Origin of the sequence: Mesorhizobium sp. Pch-S, assembly GCF_004136315.1 — a bacterium.
Taxonomy (GTDB): Bacteria; Pseudomonadota; Alphaproteobacteria; order Rhizobiales; family Rhizobiaceae; genus Mesorhizobium.
The window spans coordinates 1,892,320-1,911,486 of the sequence record NZ_CP029562.1 but is presented as its reverse complement, the minus strand read 5'-3'; the positions used below and the strand labels follow the sequence as shown (position 1 = coordinate 1,911,486).

16 protein-coding genes and 1 pseudogene are annotated in these 19,167 nt (G+C 63.7%); 8 read left to right on the top strand and 9 right to left on the bottom strand.

Translation table 11 applies throughout. From position 1 onward, the window contains the following. Window positions 1-1,758: an ABC transporter ATP-binding protein gene (locus tag C1M53_RS08800; RefSeq protein ID WP_129411899.1), complete on the bottom strand. Its 1,758-nt coding sequence runs from the start codon at window positions 1,756-1,758 to the stop codon at window positions 1-3. After that, window positions 1,755-3,584 (bottom strand): ABC transporter ATP-binding protein, encoded by a 1,830-nt coding sequence (locus tag C1M53_RS08795; protein ID WP_129411898.1) that lies wholly within the window; start codon window positions 3,582-3,584, stop codon window positions 1,755-1,757. The genes C1M53_RS08800 and C1M53_RS08795 overlap by 4 nt, the downstream gene beginning before the upstream one ends. A 337-nt stretch (window positions 3,585-3,921) precedes the next feature. Here C1M53_RS08795 and C1M53_RS08790 point away from each other — a divergent pair, with 337 nt between their 5' ends. Next, window positions 3,922-4,947 (top strand): aminotransferase class I/II-fold pyridoxal phosphate-dependent enzyme, encoded by a 1,026-nt coding sequence (locus C1M53_RS08790; RefSeq protein WP_165358099.1) that lies wholly within the window; start codon window positions 3,922-3,924, stop codon window positions 4,945-4,947. Window positions 4,948-4,981: 34 nt separating this feature from the next. On the opposite strand, the gene C1M53_RS08785 is transcribed toward C1M53_RS08790, so the two are convergent. From C1M53_RS08785 to C1M53_RS08755, 7 genes and pseudogenes are all read right to left on the bottom strand, one after another. Next, window positions 4,982-6,229, bottom strand: coding sequence for an enolase C-terminal domain-like protein (locus C1M53_RS08785; protein WP_129411896.1), 1,248 nt, complete (start codon window positions 6,227-6,229; stop codon window positions 4,982-4,984). Between the two features lie 77 nt (window positions 6,230-6,306). Continuing rightward, entirely contained in the window at window positions 6,307-7,089 is a 783-nt protein-coding gene (locus tag C1M53_RS08780) for an ATP-binding cassette domain-containing protein (RefSeq protein ID WP_129411895.1), read from the bottom strand. Between the two features lies 1 nt (window position 7,090). Further along, a complete protein-coding gene (locus tag C1M53_RS08775; RefSeq protein WP_245488491.1) occupies window positions 7,091-8,041 on the bottom strand; it encodes an ABC transporter permease in 951 nt (316 codons plus the stop codon). A gap of 181 nt (window positions 8,042-8,222) precedes the next feature. After that, a complete protein-coding gene (locus C1M53_RS08770) occupies window positions 8,223-9,179 on the bottom strand; it encodes a sugar ABC transporter substrate-binding protein (RefSeq protein ID WP_165358098.1) in 957 nt (318 codons plus the stop codon). A gap of 100 nt (window positions 9,180-9,279) precedes the next feature. Next, window positions 9,280-10,476, bottom strand: a complete 1,197-nt coding sequence (locus C1M53_RS08765) for an AGE family epimerase/isomerase (RefSeq protein WP_129411892.1) — start codon at window positions 10,474-10,476, stop codon at window positions 9,280-9,282. A 10-nt stretch (window positions 10,477-10,486) separates the two neighbouring features. Next, on the bottom strand, window positions 10,487-11,272 hold the full coding sequence (locus tag C1M53_RS08760; RefSeq protein ID WP_129416087.1) for a glucose 1-dehydrogenase: 786 nt from the start codon (window positions 11,270-11,272) through the stop codon (window positions 10,487-10,489). Then, window positions 11,272-12,197 (bottom strand): annotated as a pseudogene (locus tag C1M53_RS08755) (SMP-30/gluconolactonase/LRE family protein). Before C1M53_RS08755 ends, C1M53_RS08760 begins: the two are co-directional and overlap by 1 nt. Window positions 12,198-12,400: 203 nt before the next feature. Here C1M53_RS08755 and C1M53_RS08750 point away from each other — a divergent pair. From C1M53_RS08750 to C1M53_RS08720, 7 genes are all read left to right on the top strand, one after another. Then, window positions 12,401-13,078 carry a GntR family transcriptional regulator gene (locus tag C1M53_RS08750; RefSeq protein ID WP_129411891.1) on the top strand — a complete coding sequence of 226 codons (678 nt, stop codon included), beginning with the start codon at window positions 12,401-12,403 and terminating at the stop codon, window positions 13,076-13,078. A gap of 118 nt (window positions 13,079-13,196) precedes the next feature. Further along, window positions 13,197-13,532, top strand: a complete 336-nt coding sequence (locus tag C1M53_RS08745; RefSeq protein WP_207213083.1) for a hypothetical protein — start codon at window positions 13,197-13,199, stop codon at window positions 13,530-13,532. 373 nt (window positions 13,533-13,905) lie between these two features. After that, window positions 13,906-14,787, top strand: a complete 882-nt coding sequence (locus tag C1M53_RS08740; RefSeq protein ID WP_207213082.1) for a transporter — start codon at window positions 13,906-13,908, stop codon at window positions 14,785-14,787. A gap of 282 nt (window positions 14,788-15,069) precedes the next feature. After that, a complete protein-coding gene (locus C1M53_RS08735) occupies window positions 15,070-15,867 on the top strand; it encodes an SDR family oxidoreductase (protein ID WP_129411890.1) in 798 nt (265 codons plus the stop codon). Window positions 15,868-15,920: 53 nt separating this feature from the next. Further along, a complete protein-coding gene (locus C1M53_RS08730; RefSeq protein WP_129411889.1) occupies window positions 15,921-17,042 on the top strand; it encodes a DUF5938 domain-containing protein in 1,122 nt (373 codons plus the stop codon). A gap of 113 nt (window positions 17,043-17,155) precedes the next feature. Next, window positions 17,156-18,343, top strand: coding sequence for a lipid-transfer protein (locus C1M53_RS08725; protein ID WP_129411888.1), 1,188 nt, complete (start codon window positions 17,156-17,158; stop codon window positions 18,341-18,343). Window positions 18,344-18,380: 37 nt separating this feature from the next. Continuing rightward, entirely contained in the window at window positions 18,381-19,142 is a 762-nt protein-coding gene (locus tag C1M53_RS08720; protein WP_129411887.1) for a glucose 1-dehydrogenase, read from the top strand. Window positions 19,143-19,167: the final 25 nt, after the last annotated feature.

Genomic DNA, 19,167 nt, shown 5'->3' with positions numbered 1-19,167 from the left:
CTACGCCGGCGGGAAGCCGGCTTCCCCGATCCGCCACTGGCGTGCCTGCTCGTACTGATCGTAGAGTCTTGCGAAGACGCCTCCGGCACGGCGCAGCTCCGCCGTCGGGCCGGTCTCGACCACTTGTCCGGCATCGAGCGCGATGACGCGATCGGCTGCCGCCAGTGTCGTCGGCCGATGCGCGATCACGATCACCGTGCGCTCGGCATCGCGGGCCAGATTGGCGATCGCCTGGCTGATGGCCTGCTCGTTCTCCGGGTCGAGCGCCGAACTTGCTTCATCGATCAGCACGATGCGCGCCTGCTTCAGGAAGGCGCGGGCGATCGAGACACGCTGGCGCTCGCCGCCTGAAAGCTGCGCGCCGCCTTCTCCGACCTGTGTGTTCCAGCCATCCGGCAGGCGCTCGATGATCTCGTCCAGGCACGCCGCGCGGGCCGCCTCGGCCAGGTCCTGTGCGGTGGCGTCGGGACGCGCGAGCCTGAGGTTGTTCTCGATGGTGTCGTTGAAGAGATAGACGTCCTGGAAGATGATCGCGATGTCGTCCATCAGTGCTTCCTGGTCGAGGTCGCGCACGTCGATGCCGCCGACGCGGACGGCGCCCCGATCGACATCGAAGAAGCGGGCGATCAGGCGAATGACCGTCGTCTTGCCGGAGCCGGAAGGGCCGACCAGAGCGGTGGTCTCTCCCGGTGCGCAGCGGAAGGACACATCAGCCAGCGCGCGCCGATCGCCATAGGCGAAGGACACATCCGAGAACTCGATCGAGGCGTCGCCCGGCTTCAGAACCGTATTGGGCTTTTGCGGCAGGGTCGGGGTTTCCAGGATGGCCATCAGGCGCTTGATGGAATTGTCCATCTCGCGCAGGGCGCCGTTGAGGTCTATCAGTCCGCCGAGCGGTTCCAGAAAGCGAACGGCGAGAACCAGCAGGGCGACGGTTGTCGCCACCGTCGTCGAGCCCTCGACCAGCAGATAGGCGCCGAGGACGACCACGGCGGCGACACCTGCCACGATGACGCCGGTGAAGGTCAGGTCCGGTTCCATCGACCGGTTCATCCCCTCGCGATAGACGCGGCGATGCGCCTCGAGGGACGCGCGCATCAGGCTGCTGCCGGTTTCACCGAGCCCGGCCGCGCGCAGCACGGGCTGGGCCTGGCCGAATTCTATGGCGCGGCCGGCAACCTCGGTGTTGGCCTTTTCCAGCAGGATCACCGCCTCGTCAGCGATCCGCGAAGACCGGCGCAGGGCAAGGAAGGCGACGAGGCCGATTCCCGCGAACAACAGCCCCATGCGCCAGTCCACGGCAAGCGTGACGATCAGGATGGTGGCCGATACCAGCATCGACGTCAGCGCCGGCCCGCCGGTGACGACGGCGAGGTGGGCGATGTGGCTGACATCCTCTGTCACCGCCCGCGCCAGGCGGGCCTTGCGCTCGGTGGTGAACCAGCCGAGCGGCAGGATGCCGACATGACGCATCAGATGAAGGCGCAGCTGGGCCGCCAGTTCACCGCTCGCGGCAAAGCCGACAGGCGTCGCGATGAGGCTTAGCAGGCCGTATAGGACAAGCCCCGCAGCACCGGCGTAAAGCCAGGGCATCGCCATTGCGAAGTCCGGTTGCGATTTCAAAAGGGCGTCCAGGATCGGGACGAGCAGGCCGAGCAGCAGTCCCTGCAGCACGGCCATGACCGCCTGCAGGAACCCCAGCCGGATCAGCAGCGAGGGGTTCGGCCAGAGCTTGAACAGGTTGAAGATGAGGGTCATGCCCGGGCTCCGTCTTGCTGCGCGCGCCACATCCGGGCGTAGATCCCGTCGCGCGCGATGAGGTCTTCATGGGTTCCGCGCTCGGCCACCCGGCCCGCGTCGAGGACGAGAATCTGGTCGGCGCCAGCAATGGTGTGCAGGCGATGCGCGATCACCAGCACCGTCTTGCCGGCGGCCAGTTCGGCCAATGCCGCCTGCACCGCACCTTCGCTGTCGGGATCGAGCGCGGCGGTGGCTTCGTCGAGGATGACGATGGGCGCATCGGAGAGAATGGCGCGGGCAATGGTCAGGCGCTGCCGTTCGCCGCCGGAAAGCCCGGCACCGTCCGCGCCGAGCACGGTATCGTAGCCGTCCGGCAGCCGCGCTATGACATGGTCGATCTGGGCTGCCCGCGCTGCGCGACGAACCTCTTCGTCGCTGGCGTCGTGCCGGCCGATCCGGATGTTCTCGCGCACGGTGTCGCGCAGCAGGATGACGTCCTGGAACACCAGCGACATCGAAGAAAGCAGCACCGGCGTCGGAATGAAGCGGACATCCGCGCCGCCGATGCGGATTGCGCCGCCTGTCACGTCGAAAAAGCGCGACACCAGGGTCGCCAGCGTGGATTTTCCAGCGCCTGAGCGGCCGACCAGCGCGGTGATCGTGCCGGGCTCGCAAACGGCGTGGACGTCCGAGAGGGCTTCGGTCACGCCATCATAGCTGAAGGTGACGCCATCGAACGCGATCTGATGGCCGAACGGCATCTGCGCACAGGTCGTTTCGGGAAGGCCCGGCCGGGAGAGCAGGCGTTCGATGTTTCCAGCCGCCATGCGGCCCTTGCGCAGCCCCTGCGATCCGAGAATGGCCGGCATGATCGATGTCGGCAGCCCGATGCCGACGACCAGGAAGGGCAGCAGGTCGGCGGCGGCGAGGCTTTCGCGGCTGATCAGCCAGAGGCCGGCAGCCATGACCGCAGCAAGCAGTGCCATCTCCGAGCCGAGCAGGCGCGCGACGGCGGAGCTGTAGCGGGTTTCGTCGACCCAGATGCGGAAGGCCTCCGTATGTTCGCGTACCGTGTCGGCGAAGCGCTCCATGATCCTGCCGCCGGTGCCGAACGTCTTCACGACGGAAATGCCGTCGGCATACTCGACGCTGGCGGCGCTGATCTGTGCCTCCGCCCTGTTCAGCCGCCCGAGATGGAAAGACATCGAGCGCATGGCGACCTGGAAGCAGACCGCCCAGGCACCAAGGACGACGATGGTCACGGCCGCCATGCGCCAGTCGACAAGGACGAGGTATCCGATGCCGACGACGATCGCGATGGCCGCACCGATCATCTCGCCAAGCGCATGGGCGATGAGCTGATGCATGTCCTCGAGGTCGCTGGTCATCGCTTTCTTGGCGGCACCCGACCCGACGGCCTTGAACCAGCCGATCGGGTAGACACCGAGGCGGCGCACCAGCCTGACCCGGATGTGGTGCAGGATCTCCGCATCGGCATAATGGCCGAGCCGGGAGGAGAAGAAGACGAGGATCAGGCGCAGGGATCCGCCGGCGACTGCGATGACGACCCACAGCCAGATCGTGTCGCTGACCGATGCGATGGTGGTTGCGCCGAGGGCCAGACGGGCGATCTCCGCGATGGCGATATAGGGGGTGAGGCCCGCAGCCGCTCCCAGCGCCGAAAGAAGCGAACAGCCGATCAGATGCGCCTGGACCGGTCCGAGCAGGCGCCAGAGTGGGCCCGTCCGAGGCAGATACGGTGCCGAAGCGTCTGCCGTTCCTTGCTGGTCGCATATGTGCTGGACGGTGTTGCGGTCTTCGATCGCCGCGCTGGTATCGGACATGAATCACCCTGCGCGAACCGCGTGCAGCGGATCACGTCACAAAAGTTGAACTTTGCTATCAAGTTCATCTTCATAGCGACGCGTGCGAAGATGAGTCAAGTGACTGCCGGTCAGTCATTTGATTGAATCTTTGACCCAGGGTGCTCTTACAACGTGGCTTGCCTTGATTTCGTTATGATATATCATTAAAAAATCACCGTAAAAAAGGTCGCCCATGACGTTCCTTCGACTTGAAGAAGACCTTCTTCGCGCACGGCGCAATGCGAAGTGGAAACTCACTGACCACCAGGCATATCCCGCCTGGATTGCCGAAACGGACTATGGGGCTCCCCCTGCCGTGCAGGCGGCGATCGAACGCCTCGTGCGGGAGATGGACTACGGCTATCCCGTTCGGGGAGCGGGCTCGATGAGCGCGCATGTGGCGGATCGGTTCTCGTGGCGCATGGCGAAGCGCTTCGGCTGGAAGGCCGACCCGGCCACGGTGGAGGTGGTGACCTCGCTCGACCAGGCAATTGCCGCGTGCCTGTTGGCCTTCACCAGACCCGGCGAGGGCGTGGCGGTGCACACCCCCTGCTACCCGCCTTTCCGGTGGCTCATCGAAGAGACTTCACGGCGCCTTCATCCATTGCCGCTCGTTGAGACCCGCGACGGTTTTGCGCCGGACGGCGATGTGTCTCTCCCTGCGGATGTGAGGATGCTCATCCTGTGCAACCCGCACAATCCGACCGGCAGGGTCCTTACCCGGGAAGAGCTGGATGCCGTCAAGACGCTGGCCGCAAGGCATGATCTGGTCGTGATCTCGGATGAGATTCATGCCGACCTGACGCTCGATGGGGCACACATCCCGCTGGCGAGCCTTGGCGGCGAACTCGACGAGCGGGTCGTCACGCTGACGTCGGCATCGAAAGCCTTCAACATACCGGGTCTGCGTTGTGGTGTGATGCACTTCTCCTCGCCAGGTCTTCAAAACAGATTCCTGCAGACGATCGCCCGCTCCCTGCTCGGGCAACCCAACGTATTCGGTGTCGACGCCACCGAGGCGGCCTGGGAACAGGGAGACGACTGGCTCGCCGAGAAGCAAATGCTCCTGCGCCGCAATCGCGACAGGGTCGCCGAGGCGGTCAGCCTGATCCCCGGTGCCAGGATGATACCGGGCGAGGCCACATACATGGCGTGGATCGATCTCGCCCGCTGCTCGAAAAACCGAATTCCATACGACGTGCTTGACGAGGCCGGCGTAAGAACCATGGCGGGCGCGATGTTCGATCCGGCAGCGGATGGCTATGTGCGTTTCAACTTCGCGACCTCGGAAGCCATTCTGGACAGGATGCTCGACCGGATGGTCTCGGCATTTCGACGTTAGCGATTTCCAGCCCGATTGCGGGAGCACAAGGCAATCAATACTCCACCACCCGGTTGTCGTTCGGGTCTGCCCAGCGGGTGTTGGGCACGACCGAGAACCAGCCCGGGCGGGAGGGGTCGCGGTCGTAGGGGTAGCCACCGATCGATTTGTAGAGTTCGGCATATTTGCCGAGCTTGTCACGGTCGATCTCGACGCCGAGACCGGGCTTTGTCGGCACCGCGATCGCGCCGTTCACATATTGCATCGGGCCGCCGACGATGATGTCGTCGACGAGCTGGTGGTAGTGCGCGTCGGCATGGAAGACGAGGTTCGGCACCACTGCGCCGAGATGCAGCATGGTGGCGAGCTGGATGCCGAGTTCCCCGGACGAGTGCACGGCGATGCCGAGCTGGAAGGTCTCGCAGACGCCGGCGGCCTTGATGCAGGGCCGGATGCCGCCCCAGAAGGTCGTGTCGAGCAGGATGACGTCGACCGCGGGATTGAGGATGTTGGCCGACAGCTGCTCGAAATTGATGACCACGGTGTTGGTGGCGAGCGCCATCGATGTGTTCTCGCGCACCCGCCGCATGCCGTTGAGACCCCAGGTCGGGTCCTCGTAGTAGTCGTTGTTCAGATCCTCGATGCCCTTGGCGAAGCGGATCGCCTCCTCGACGCTGAAGGCCGCGTTAGGGTCGTAGCGCACGCTGTCGCCACCCAGGGCCTTTGCCCAGGCGCGATACACCTCCAGCTCGTAGTCGGGCGGGAAGACGCCGCTTTTCAGCTTGTGGGAGGTGAAGCCGCATTTCTTCTTCAGTGCCAGCGTCTGTTCGATCAGCTGGTCGGCGGTGCGTGTCTCGCCCTCGCCGGTGTCCTTGTTCGGCAGGCGGAAGAACATGTAGCTGGCAAAAGGCACCGCGTCGCGCATCTTGCCGCCGAGGATGTCATAGGCCGGCACATTCAGGAACTTGCCGATGATGTCGATGCAGGCGAACTCGATCGCGGCATGCATCTGCGTGCGGTTGTTGTACAGGCTGGCGGTCGGGTTGCAGATCGCGAAGCGCAGCTGCTCGAGCTCGAAAGGATCGTGGCCGACGAGATAGGGCTTCAGCGCACGGAACGCCGCTTCGGCGCTCTCGCCGCCGCCGCCCATCTCGCCAAGACCAATGATGCCGACATCGGTTTCGATCTCGACGATGGTGCGCACGAAACGCCCCCAGTGCGCGCCGTTGGAATGGCGCAGCGGTGCCTCGAGCGGAACCGTGACGGTCGTTGCGCGGATGTCGGTGATCTTTGGCCGCTTCATGGAAGGCTCCTGGCATGCGTTTCGAATGGGGTGCCGGCCGCTGCCCCCAGCGGCCGGCGGCCGGCGGGAGACACCGGCTAGCTGATGATGCGGGTCATCTCTTCGACACTGACGTCGTCGCGCGGTACGTCGAGAACCTTCTGGCCACGTGCCATCGCAACGATGCGGTCGGAGATCGGGTGGATGTGATGCAGGTTGTGGCTGATGAAGATGGAGGTGACACCCTGCGCCTTCAGTTCGACGACATGATCCAGCACCTTGTTGGTTTCCTTCACCGAGAGATGGTTCGTCGGCTCATCGAGGATCAGCACCTTGGAGCGGAAATGCATGGCGCGGGCGATCGCCACACCCTGGCGCTGGCCGCCGGAGAGCGCTTTCACCGGCGTATCCGGTCCACGCAGATGCAGGCCGACCCCTTTCAGTCCTTCCATGGACTCGCGCCGCATCTTGTCGCGATCGACGACGCCGAGACCGGGACGGCCGAACTTCAGCGGCTCGCGGCCGATGAAGAAGTTCTGCGCGATCGTCATCTCGGGGACCATTGCGGTGTACTGGTAGATCGTCTCGATGCCGAGGCGCATCGCGACCTCCGGTCCGGTGATGGCGACCTCGCTGCCTTCGATGAAGATCTGGCCCTGGTCCTGCGTATGCACACCCGACAGGATCTTGATCAGCGTCGATTTGCCGGCGCCGTTGTCGCCGACCAGGCCGATGACCTCGCCGCGTTCGGCATGGAAGTCGACATCCTTCAGCGCATGCACCGCGCCGTACCATTTCTGCAGGCTGCTGCATCGGATGATCGGATTGGCCGATGGCTGTGCGGTGATGACGGGCGCGATTTCGGTGGCGATGGTGCTCATCTCACGCCCCCTTCATGCTCTCGGCCTTGAGCCGGGTCTGCGTGTTGAGAACGACGGCGATGACGATCATCGCGCCGACCGCGAACATGAACCAGTTGGCGTTGACGCCGCTCAGCACCAGGATGTTCTCGATCACCGCGATCAGCAGCGTGCCGACGATCGCGCCGAGGATCGAACCGACCCCGCCGGTCAACGCGACCCCGCCGATGACCGCCGCGGCGATCGCCTGCATCTCCAGCCCGGTGCCGAGGTTCGGCACAATCACCTTGACGCGGAAACTCTGGATGATGCCGGCGAAACCCGCCAGCGTCGCGCAGAGCACGAAACACGCCATCTTCACCCGGTCGGTCTTGATGCCCATGTCGCGTGCAGCCTGCGGTTGGCCGCCCGTGGCGTAGATCCAGTGGCCGAAATCCATGCGGCGCAGCACGAAGCCGAGCGCCAGCGCGATGGCGATCATGTAGAGCAGCGAGGCGCGCGGTGTGACGATGCCGAGGTCGAGACGGCCGACCAGCCACGATACGTCCAGTTCGCGCGGGAAAATCGGCGGGAAGCCGCCGGCCAGCACCACGGCCATGCTGCGCGCCATGAACAGCATGCCAAGCGTGGCGATGAAGGAAGGTATCTTCAGCCGCAGGGTCATCAGCCCGTTGGCGACGCCGATGGCCGCTGCCACCATGAGGCCGACCAGGATCGCGGCCGCCACCGGCCAGCCGGCCTGCATCAGCAGCACCGTCACCATGGGCGACAGGCCGAACACGGACCCGACGGACAGGTCGAATTCGCCGGCGATGATCAGGATCGTCATGCCGATCGCGACGATTGCGAGTTCGGGGATCGGCTGCAGATAGACGGTCATGTTGCCGGTGGTGAAGAACCGGGCGTTGAGGAAACTGAACAGGACGACGAGCACGAGGAAGATGGCGAGTGCAGCCATTTCCGGACGTGCCATCAGGGATCTTAGCTTGACGTTCATGCGCTGAACCTTGCTGGAGCAATTCCAGGAAAACGCGTGGCGGTTTCCGTGTGGAGCTGCATGAAAAACAGAGAGTTGGAGCGTTCCGCGTTCCTGCGAAAACGGAACGCCTCAGGGCCTCCCGCCTCGGCGGGAGGCTGTTTGACGAGGAGGCCGATCAGCGCACCCCCATCTGGACGTATTTCTCGACGGCCTCGACATCCTTCGGTTCGATCAGCGCCTTGCCGGTGTTCACGTCAAAGGCCGACAGGCCGAACTTCTTGATCATGGCCAGCTGCAGGATGGGCAGGTAGCCCTGATAATAAGGCTGCTGGTCGATCGTCAGGTCGACATAGCCCTTCTTCATCTCGTCGAGCACGACCGGCACCAGGTCGAAGGTCGCCATGTGGAGCTGGCCCGGCTTGATGCCGAGGTCGCGCAGGCATTCGCCGGCGCCGGCACCCCAGAAGCCGGCATCGACATAGGCGTTGGTTTCCGGCTTGCCCTGCACGTACTGGCAGATGCGCTGCGCGGTCACCGAAATGTCGTTGGACGAGTCGATCACCTCATAGGTGATCTGGCGGTTCGGATTGGCGGCCTTTGCCTCGTCCAGGAATTTCTTCGCGCCGCCGATACGGTCTTCCGCCCAGCTTTCGCCCGGACGGGACAGGCCGAGAAGCGCATGCACCGGCTGGTCCTCAGGGATCTTCTTGTACAGGCCCTGCATCAGCAGGTAGCCGGCCTGGAAAAGGTCCTGGCCGACAAAGGCGAGGCGGGCGTTGCCGTCGCCGCGCTTGGTGTCGTCGACATTGGCGCTGATGACCGGGATGCCCTTGTCGATCGCCTTCTTCACGGCCTCGTCATAGAGGTCGTCGTTGACGATGACGGTGACGATGCCGTCGACACCCTGCTCGATCACCGTCTCGAGGTTCTGCAGATGTTTCTGGAGGTCGCCATTGGGCGTGGTGAACAGCAGCTGACAGTCGGCGTCGAGCTGGGCGCAGGCGTCGTCCATGCCTTTCTTGATCGATTGCCAGAAGCCGTTGTCGATGCCGGTTTGCGTCAGATAGACGAATTTCGGCTTGCCCTCGGCCTGTGCCGGCGCGGCAAAGGCAACGCCCAGAGCCAGCGCCATCAACGATTTCCTCAGCATTTCTTCTCCTCCGGTCTGATTGGCGTGCCCTGTTTTCAAGCCGGATATCCACGGAGCGCGCGGCGGGGATCCGGTGCTGGTGTTACTTCACCTCTCCAAGAACGCGCAGGATCTCCCAGCACGCGCCGAAGGGGTGGTAGTCGGTCTTGCCGGGAGGGCTCTTGATGTCGCTCCGCTTCACGCCGTCGGGGGAAAGGATGCGGAACCAGCAGCCATATTGATGGTCGATCAGGTGCCGCCAGCTGTAACCCCAGAGCCGGTCATAGTCCTGCCAGTAGCGCTCCTGTCCGGTGCGCATCGCCAGGCCTGCGGCTGCCGCCACCGTCTCGCAATGCGTCCAGTGATACTTGTCGAGATCGTACAGCCTGCCGTCGGGCCCATAGCTGTAGTGCATGCCGCCGAATTCGAGATCGGCGCTTCTGGCCAGCGCCGTTTCATAGAGGGTGACGGCGGTGGGCAGGAGCCAGTCGCGCTGCCTGTATCGTTCGAGGATCAGCAGCAGCTTGGTCCATTCCGTCATATGGCCGGGCAGGTAGCCATAGGGACGGAACAGGTGTTTGGGATCGTCCTTGTTGTAGTCCCAGTCGACGGACCAGTCTTCGTGGTAGTGCTCCCAGACCACGCCTTGCGCCTGGCCGGCAAGTTCCACGCAGATGCGCCTTGCCAGCGTTTCGGCCCGGTCGAGATAGCGTGTCTCGCCGGTCGCCTCGTAGGCAGCAAGCATCGCCTCCGTCATGTGCATGTTGGCGTTCTGGCCGCGGTAAGGCGACACGACGGACCAGTCGCGGCTGATCTCGTCCCTGTAGAGCTGGCGCGCCGGCTCCCAGAAGCGCCGCTCCAGCAGGTCCCAGGTTTCGGCGATCATTTCCTTCGCGCCGGCGATCCCGGCCTTGGCCGCCGAGGCATAAGCCAGCAGCACGAAGGCGTGGCCGTAGCAATGTTTGGTCGCGTCCGCCGGTTCGCGTCCGCTCATCACCCAGAAATAGCCGCCATGCCGCGGATCGCGATGCACCTCGTCCAGATATCTCACGCCATGCGCGGCGGCCTCGATGTAGTCGTGCCGGCCAAGCACATCCGCCGCTATGGAGAAGTTGAAGATGAACCTCGTGGTGGAAACGATGTGCTGGGTCGTGGCGTCGGTGACGAACCCGTCGTCGCGATACTCGTTGAAATAGCCGCCATCGCGGGTATTCAGGCAGATCGGATGATAGAAATCCATGATCTCGCGCATATGCGCGATGAGGAAATCCTTCGAGCGGAAGTCGGGCGCCGGCTTCATCCCTGTCATCCTACTCTGGCAGCACGATGCCGAGTTTCGACAGGGCGCCGCCGTCGATCTTCATGTCGGCGCCAGTGATGAAGCGTGCCTTGTCGCTGGCGAGGAACGCCACCAGGTCGGCCACTTCCGACGCCTTGCCGACGCGGCCGATCGGGTGTCCCTTGCCCCAGGCCTCCAGTGTCTTTTCCGCGGTGCTGTCGCCTTTCCACAGATCGGCTGCCCAGCGCAGCATCGGCGTGTCGATCGAAGCCGGGCAGACTGCGTTGACCGTGATGTTGTCCGGTGCATGATCGAGCGCCATGGCACGCACCAGGGCGTTGATGGCGCCCTTGCTGGCGGTATAGGCGGCCACGCCCGCCTGCGAGGCGTAGGACTGCACGGATGATATCGCCACGATGGCACCGCCGCCGCGTTTCTTCATCTCCGGGATGGCGAATTTCGCAGCGAGGAAGATGCCTTTCAGGTTGATGTCGAGAACATCGTCCCAGACGTCTTCGGCGGTATCCACCACCGTCCCGTAGCGCTGGATGCCGGCACAGCAGACCAGGATGTCGACGCCACCGTGCTTCGCGACAGCAAGGCCCACTGCCGCCCGCATGTCATCGGCTTTGCGCACGTCGCCGACAAATCCCGTCGCATTCGTCCCGATCTCGGCGACAGCCGTGTCGACCGAGGCCTTGTCGTTGGCGATGACCAGCACTTTGCCGCCGGCGCTGGCGAAACGTTCCGCGCAGGCGCGGCCCATGCCGAGGCTGCCGCCGGTGACGACGATGCTCTTGCCGCTGAATTCGGCCATCATGCCTTCTCCTCTTCGACGGATGCAGATAGCGGTCGCGGACCGAATTTCGGCTCCGGTCGGCCGCGCACGCCCGGATTGACTGCGAACACCCCACCCTCGAGCGGATGCGCCGCCAGATGATCCGCGGTCATGGTGAAGCGTGCCGAGGTGACGTAGAGCGTCGACAGGTCGTCTCCGCCGAAGGTGCAGTCGTCGGCCAGGTGGCGGGCAGGTCGACCATGCGCAGCAGGCGACCGTCGGTATCGAAGTTGGCGATGGCGGCGCCGCCGACGACACGACAGTTCCACAACGTGCCCGCCGCATCCATGCACGACCCGTCAGGCAGGCCCGGCGCGAACCCCGACACGATCGTGCGCCGGTTGCCGATTGCCCGGCCATCAACGTCATGGTCGAAGCGGTAGATCTCGTTGGCGACGGTATCGGCAAAGAGGAAGCCGCCGTCGTCTGTCCAGGCCATCGTGTTCGAGATGCCGTATTCGTTGGGGGTCAGCTGTTTCACGCCCCCGTCGGGATCGATGCGGTAGACCGCGCCGGAGGCCCGGTCCATGTCTTTGGGCGAGCCATCCGGGTTCAGGTTGTTCTGCATGGTGGCGACCCAGAACGAGCCGTCCGGCGCGACCTTGCCTTCGTTGAGGCGGTTGTCCGGCAGGTCCGGCTCGGGAAGGGCGAAGCTTTCGAAACGACCATCGGGAGACCACAGGCAGACCTCGCGCTGCATGCCGACGATGAAGCCGCCATCGCTGCGCATGCCGATCGAAGTGACGATGGTCGGTGTCGGCCAGAGGTCGTGGCGGCCGCTTTCGGGTTCCAGCCGATGGATACGCCTGGCGCCGATGTCGACCCAGTAGAGCGCCTTCTCCGCGGAAGACCAGATGATGCTTTCGCCGACGATATCGCGCGCGTCGAAGACCAGCTCAGCCATGCACGCCGCCTCGGCTGCCTGTTCCACACCTCGACTGGTCGCTCGAAATCACAGGCTTCCTCCCCTGTTTGTATCCTTGTATGCAAGAATATGATCGAGTGTCAAGCAAGCGATACCTGGGGCTTCTCCGCCCAGCATAACCCGAGATGCTTGACAGTTCGCCGGCTTGCATACAAGAAAACATACGAATGGAGATTGGCGGATTGGCGCAAGAGTCCAAGATTTCGGCGGCCGAGCACTGCTACCGCACGCTGTCGCACAAGATCGTCTCGCTTGAACTCAAGCCGAACGAGCCTGTCGGCGAGCAGGCGCTGGCGAAGATGCTGGGTGTCAGCCGTACGCCGGTGCGCGAGGCACTTTCGAGATTGAGCGCCGAGCGCCTGGTCGACCTGCGGGCCCGTGCCGGTGTCATCATCGCACCGATCCGCCTCGATGCGGTGCGCACGGCGCAGTTCGTTCGCGAAAAACTGGAAATGGCCATCGTGGCGGAGGCAGCGGCCCAGTCTAACAGGCGCATCCTGCTCGGCATCCGGCAGGCGATCGAGGAACAGGAACTGGCGATCTACGAGAACAGCCCCGAGCTTTTCTTCGAGGCCGACGAGCGCATGCATGGCCTGTTCTGCGCCCTGGCAGGGCGGGAAAGCGTCTGGAGCTTCATTTCCGATGCAAAGAAGCACATGGACCGGCTGCGCAAGCTGTCGATCCAGAGCGGCCATATGGATGTGCTGGTCGAGGATCATCGTCGCCTGACCGAGGCGGTGGCAGCGGCAGACGCCGAAGGCGCGGCGAGTACCATGCAGCTGCATCTGCGCAGGGTGCTGGATGATCTGCCTGACATTCGCCGGAGCTTTCCGCAGTTCTTCGAGCCGGAGCAGCTGTAGGAGGCCTCGTGCCCACTGCATCCTGCAGGCAGGATGAAAACATGGCATTGTACGGCCCGGCAGCCACCATGATCGTGAACGACCGGCCGGGTGTAGATTGCATGAAGGGGTGATCCGCGTGGAAGATCGGAAGAAGGAATTCGAGAGCGAGATTGCCGGCTATCGACAGCCGATGGTCACGTCGGTCGGCATCGTCCTTGGCTTCCTGCTGGCGTTCCTGGCAAATTGGGCTTCACAGGCGGATGGGTCGTCGCCTGCTCTCTACAGCGCTTCCGACTTCATCATCGCGCTGGCGCTGTTCGGCAGTGCCGTGCTGTTCACGATCGTGCTGTTCCGCATGCTCAACAACCGCATTCACGCGGATGCCGCGGCCCGGTATCAGACCACCTTCCGCATCTACATCTGCGGCTTCCTGCTGGCTTTTTCGGGCCTGGCCGTGGCCTTGGTCGTTTGACGGGCCGCCAGCCGTTTGTCACATCGCTGAGCAGAGACTGATGTCACGTCTGTGGCAGCGGTGACCGCTGCCGGGCAATCAGATGCAGCCGGATCGACGCATTCCGCAGCAGCGGATGGTCGTTTTCCGCGGCAGTCAGGCCTGTCGGATTGCAGGCGATTCCTGACCAATCGCGCCTGACCAGCCGTGCCGATTTCCCACCGTGGTCCCGGTGGTTCCGGCGCTTGCCGCGGACGCTTCGGATGTCTCTCTGCGTCTGCGGATTTGCGGCTTGTCGGCGTTTTTATCCATTTGTCAAAATTTTGCTTGACGACTGAATATATTCGCTTGACACTTGGCAAGTCGGCTTCGGCCGAAGGGAGAGGGAGAGAGCATGGCCAGAATGCGTCACTGGATGAGTCCGATCGCGCTTGCGACATCGGTCTTGTTTTCCGTACCTGCCAACGCAATTGACATCATGCCCGGCGACTACACGGTGTTGCCGGACGGAACCAATGCGCTGCTGCTTTATGGGCAGTATTCGCAGAGTTCGAAGCTGAAGGTGGATGGGGTCGGCGAGGTGCCGGATTCCAAGCTCGGCCTCGGGATCGGGATCGCACGCTATCTTCACTACACCAGCATTGGCGGGGTACCGGTCGGACTGCAGGCCTTCCTGCCCTTTGGAGGTTTCACCGAGGCAAGGATCGGAGGGGCCGAACCGCTGACGAAGAGCGGCATTGGTGACCTGACGCTCGGCATCACTGCGTGGCCGCTGAGCAGCGCCGATCCGACCGGCACCACGCTTGGCGTCACGGCCTATGTCTCCCTCCCCACCGGCGCTTTCCGGGACGAACCGGGGGCAATCAACATCGGCTCCGGCACCTGGACCTTCACGCCGCAGATCGGCCTGATCCAGGGCCTTGGCAACGGGTTCTTCTTCGACGGCGCGCTCGACGTTGCCGTGCGATCCGACCATACCGAGAATGGGATCGAGTTCTCGCGCGACGCCTCCGTGCAGGTCCAGGCGTATCTTCGCTACCAGTTCTCGGCAACGACCAATGTTTCATTCGGTTATTCGGGCACCTTCGGCGGCAAGGACTTCGTCAGCGACACCTATGCCGGCACGAAAACCCGTTCCGACCAGCTGCGCCTGTTCGGCAGCACATTCCTGACGCCGACCTTGCAGGTGCAGGGAATGATCGGCACCGACCTGAACACGGAAGGCGGTTTCCGCAACGATTTCATCGGTACCGTCCGGCTGATGAAGCTCTTCTAGAGACGTCCAGGATCGGCTCCGCCAAGGGCCTGCGGCAGGCAATCTGCAATGTCCGAATGCGGCGGATCGAGCCTTTCGATCCGCCCCTTTCGAGTGCCGGCAAGAAGCCGGGAAATGAAACTTGACAGTCGTCAAAAGAATACTTGACATATGTCAAGCTCGGTTTTCATACTGATTTCGTGTCGATCAGCGATGCACGGGAGGAAGGTCAGATGGTTTCGAAAATGCGAGGTGCAGATGTCAGCGGCGGCCGTAGCCCGTCCAGGTTGAGCGGGTGCTGACATGGGGGATCTCAAAGGGAGGAAGGCGCTCGTTACCGGTGGGGCTCAGTCGATCGGTGCAGCGATAGCCGCGGCTTTGGCGGCGGCCGGTGCCGATGTCGTGATCGGCGATATCCAGGATGACGTCGGCCGGGCGACCGCCAAGGAATTGGCGGCCAAGGGAGGCAGGACCGGCTTCGTCCATCTGGATGTGACCAAGGACAAGGACTGGGAAGCCGCCATTCCGGAAATCATCAGGCAGATCGGCGGCCTCGACATCGTCGTCAACAATGCGGGCATCGAAGTCACCGCGCTCGTGGCCGATATCGATGCCGACTCCATGTTGCGGATGTTCAACATCAATTGCGTTGGCACGGCACTGGGCATGAAGCATGCCTTTCGTGCCATGCGGCCGGGCGGCCCCGCAGGCAATGGCGGCTCGGTCGTAAACATTGCTTCGGTCGCAGCGACGATCGCGTTTCCGGCCATCGCCGCCTATTCGGGCAGCAAGTCCGCGGTCGATCGCATGACCCGCGTCGCAGCGGTCGAAGCCGGCAAGCTCGGCTATGGCGTGCGTGTCAATTGCGTCTACCCGGGGCTGATCGCCAATTCGATGGGCGTCGCCCTGGCCAACGACATCGTCGCGCTCGGCCTGGCGCCGGACGTCCCGACAGCGGTCGGCGGCGTCGTCGAACAGACGCCGCTCGGGCGGCTGGCCGAGCAGCCGGAAGTCGCCGATGCGGTCGTGTTCCTCTGCTCCGATGCCGCGCGGTTCATCACCGGCATCGGACTGCCGGTCGATGGCGGCATGGGAACCTAGGGCTCGCGCCTGTCTGAACCCGAGATAATTCACCCGATTTTCAGAGTAGTTCCATGAGCGACAAGAAACCTGTCATCGTCTACGGCGCGTCCGGGTACACGGGCCGCCTCATCTGCGAATACCTGCGTGAACTGAACGTGCCTTTCACGGCGGTCGGACGCAACGAAAAGCTCGTCAAGGATGTCATGGACAAACTGCCCGGCACCGAGACCGCGCGGTTCGACGTCACCACCGTCAAGCATGACAAGGCGTCCCTGGTGAAGCTGTTCAAGGGCGCTTCCGTGGTCTGCAACACCGTCGGCCCATTCATCTCCTATGGTGGCGACGTGGTCGAAGCCTGCCTGGAAGCCGGCTGTCATTATCTCGATACCACCGGGGAGCAGGACTGGGTCCTGGAGTGCAAGGAAAAATGGGGCGCCGACTTCGCCAGGAAGGGCCTGCTGCTTTCTCCGGGGGTCGCGCACATGTACACCATCGGCGAGATCGCGGCACAGATCGCGCTTGAGACACCGGGCCTCGATACGCTCGACATCCTGACGCTGTGGGGCGGCTTCCCGACCACGGCCTCGACGCAGACCATTTTCACGATCCTGAAGGCGAAATGGTACTATCTCGAGCAGAATGAATACAAGGAATGGCCGACCAGCACCAAGTTCGACGTCGTCGTTCCGGGCCAGCACGAGATGGGCCTGGCCCTGCCGTGGGGCGGCACCAGTCACCCGATCTGGTTCAAGGATGATCCGCGCGTCGCCAATGTGAAGGTGGCCGCCGGCGTGTTTGCGCGTCCGGTCATGGAAGGCGTCATCGCCACGGTGAAGATGTACGAAGACAACATCAAGCCGTTGCCGATGGACAAGCAGATCGAGGAACTGCAGAAGATCGCCTCGTCGATCCAGTCGAACATGCCGCCGCGCGAAAATCCGCGCATCAACCGCTCGATCGACTCGGTTCACGCCTCCGGTCCGCTGACCCGCGTGCATGTCGTGATCCACGGCAACAGCAACTACAAACAGACCGGTCTTCTGCAGGCCTACGCTGCATATTCACTGATCCAGCAGCCACCAAAGCGTGCCGGCTTCGCATCGGCCGGCCAGGCTTTCGGTCACCGCGAACTGCTCGGTGTGCTGCAGAGCTTCGGCTTCGTCGGCGAGCCGATCGTGACGGTCAACCGGTAGCGCAAGAGACCGTGACCCTGGCTGACGGCGATACGTCGTCAGCCCCTTGTTTCCAGAAAGAGCCGGCCGATTGGAGGAGCGCTCGGCTGTTCGCCAAGCGTCAGGGAGATGCCGTGTCCATGCAGGTCGTCGTTGCGGGGGTTGGAGCAATCCCCTTCAGGAAGCCGGATGCCGGCGACAGCTATGTGCGCATGGGCGCAGAGGCAATTGCCCTGTGCCTGCAGGATGCGGGCCTGTCCTACGATGTCGTCCAGCAGGCCTATGCCGGTTACGTCTATGGCGACAGCTGCGCGGGGCAGCGCGTCGTCTACCAGGCAGGCATGACGGCAATCCCCATCTTCAACGTGAACAACAATTGCGCGACGGGCTCGACGGCTCTCTTCCTGGCACGGCAGGCCGTGGCGAGCGGCGCGGTCGAGTGCGCGTTGGCGGTTGGTTTCGAGCAGATGCGTCCGGGCGCCATCGGCAATGTCTTCACCGACCGCGAAAGCCCGTTCGATCTGTTCGACGAGGAGGCCGACAGGCTGGCTGGCCACGCGGAACTTCCGATAGCGATCCGCTATTTCGGCGGCGCTGGTCTGGCGCATATGCGGCAGTACGGAACCAGACTGGAAACCTTTGCCAGCATCAGGGCCAAGGCCAGCCGTCACGCCGAACACAATCCGATGGCGATTTTCCGCAGGCCCCTGAGCGTGGAAGACGTCATGGCTTCGCCCATGTTGTGGGACGGGGTGATGACCCGTCTCATGGCCTGCCCGCCGACATGCGGTGCTGCGGCGAGCCTCCTGTGCTCGCCCGCATTCGCCCGCAGGCACGGGCTCGACATGAGCGTGGTGATCTCGGCTCAGGTCATGACGACGGATCCGGCAATCGATCCGGCGACGCGCGACATGCGTGACGTGGTCGGAGCGGGAATGGCGCGGATGGCGGCGCGGCAGGTCTACGACCAGGCGGGCATCGATCCACGCGACGTCGACGTCATCGAACTGCACGACTGCTTTGCCCACAACGAACTGATCACCTACGAGGCGCTCGGCCTGTGTGGTCCTGGCGAGGCCGAAAGGCTCGTCAGCGACAACGACAACACCTATGGCGGCGCCGTCGTCGTCAACCCGTCCGGCGGTCTCCTGTCCAAGGGGCATCCCCTGGGTGCCACCGGACTGGCGCAATGCGCCGAACTGACCGCGCAACTGCGCGGCATCGCCGGTGCGCGTCAGGTGGAGGGCGCGCGTCTGGCCCTGCAGCACAATCTGGGCCTGGGCGGCGCCTGCGTGGTCACGCTGTTCGAGAAGGTGAGCTGAGACGGAAACGACGGCAAGACATCCAAAGGGAGGAGACATGGGACGCGTTCAGGACAAGGTGGCGATCGTGACCGGCGGAGCCAAGGGCCTCGGTCTGGCCTCGGCGGAGGCGCTGGTGCGCGAAGGTGCCAAGGTGATGATCGCCGACATCGATGTGGCCGGCGGCGAAGCCTCCGCCGGCACGCTCGGCGACAAAGCCGCCTTTCACAGACTGGACGTGACGGATGCCAGGGCCTGGGATGCCGCGCTGGATGCAACGGAAAAGGCGTTCGGTCCCCTCGACGTTCTCGTCTCGAGCGCCGGTGTCGGCTCGATCGCGAGCGTCGAGGATATCTCGGACGCCGAGTGGAATCGCACCATCAACATCAACCTCAACGGCATCTACCTTGGCACCAAGGCTGCGATCGCCCGGATGAAAGGCAGGGGAGGATCGATCGTCCACATCGCTTCGGTGGAGGGCATGGTCGGCGATCCCGGTTTGCCGGCATACAATGCGAGCAAGGGCGCGGTCCGCATGTTCACCCGCTCGGCCGCGATCCACTGCGCGCGGAGCGGCTATGGCATCCGCGTCAACACGGTGAGCCCCGGTTTCGCCGGCACGCAGATGGTGGCTGATGCGCTCGCCGCACTCGATCCAGCGGAGGCGGAGGCCTTCGCCGGACGCTCGCTGGCCCGCATCCCGATGGGTCGTTTCGCTGAACCCGGCGAGATAGCCAACTGTGTCCTTTTCCTCGCCTCCAGTGAAGCCAGCTACATCACGGGCAGTGACCTGGTGGTGGACGGCGGAATGATTGCCTGAGGTCGCCATGAACGCGGTGCCAGCA

Excerpts from the sequence above, each read along its gene's own strand:
- C1M53_RS08800 (WP_129411899.1), bottom strand. The coding sequence starts at position 1,758 with ATGACCCTCATCTTCAACCTGTTCAAGCTCTGGCCGAACCCCTCGCTG.
- C1M53_RS08795 (WP_129411898.1), bottom strand. The coding sequence starts at position 3,584 with ATGTCCGATACCAGCGCGGCGATCGAAGACCGCAACACCGTCCAGCAC.
- C1M53_RS08785 (WP_129411896.1), bottom strand. The coding sequence starts at position 6,229 with ATGAAGCGGCCAAAGATCACCGACATCCGCGCAACGACCGTCACGGTT.
- C1M53_RS08780 (WP_129411895.1), bottom strand. The coding sequence starts at position 7,089 with ATGAGCACCATCGCCACCGAAATCGCGCCCGTCATCACCGCACAGCCA.
- C1M53_RS08775 (WP_245488491.1), bottom strand. The coding sequence starts at position 8,041 with ATGGCACGTCCGGAAATGGCTGCACTCGCCATCTTCCTCGTGCTCGTC.
- C1M53_RS08770 (WP_165358098.1), bottom strand. The coding sequence starts at position 9,179 with ATGGCGCTGGCTCTGGGCGTTGCCTTTGCCGCGCCGGCACAGGCCGAG.
- C1M53_RS08765 (WP_129411892.1), bottom strand. The coding sequence starts at position 10,476 with ATGAAGCCGGCGCCCGACTTCCGCTCGAAGGATTTCCTCATCGCGCAT.
- C1M53_RS08760 (WP_129416087.1), bottom strand. The coding sequence starts at position 11,272 with ATGGCCGAATTCAGCGGCAAGAGCATCGTCGTCACCGGCGGCAGCCTC.
- C1M53_RS08740 (WP_207213082.1), top strand. The coding sequence starts at position 13,906 with ATGGCCAGAATGCGTCACTGGATGAGTCCGATCGCGCTTGCGACATCG.
- C1M53_RS08735 (WP_129411890.1), top strand. The coding sequence starts at position 15,070 with ATGGGGGATCTCAAAGGGAGGAAGGCGCTCGTTACCGGTGGGGCTCAG.
- C1M53_RS08730 (WP_129411889.1), top strand. The coding sequence starts at position 15,921 with ATGAGCGACAAGAAACCTGTCATCGTCTACGGCGCGTCCGGGTACACG.
- C1M53_RS08720 (WP_129411887.1), top strand. The coding sequence starts at position 18,381 with ATGGGACGCGTTCAGGACAAGGTGGCGATCGTGACCGGCGGAGCCAAG.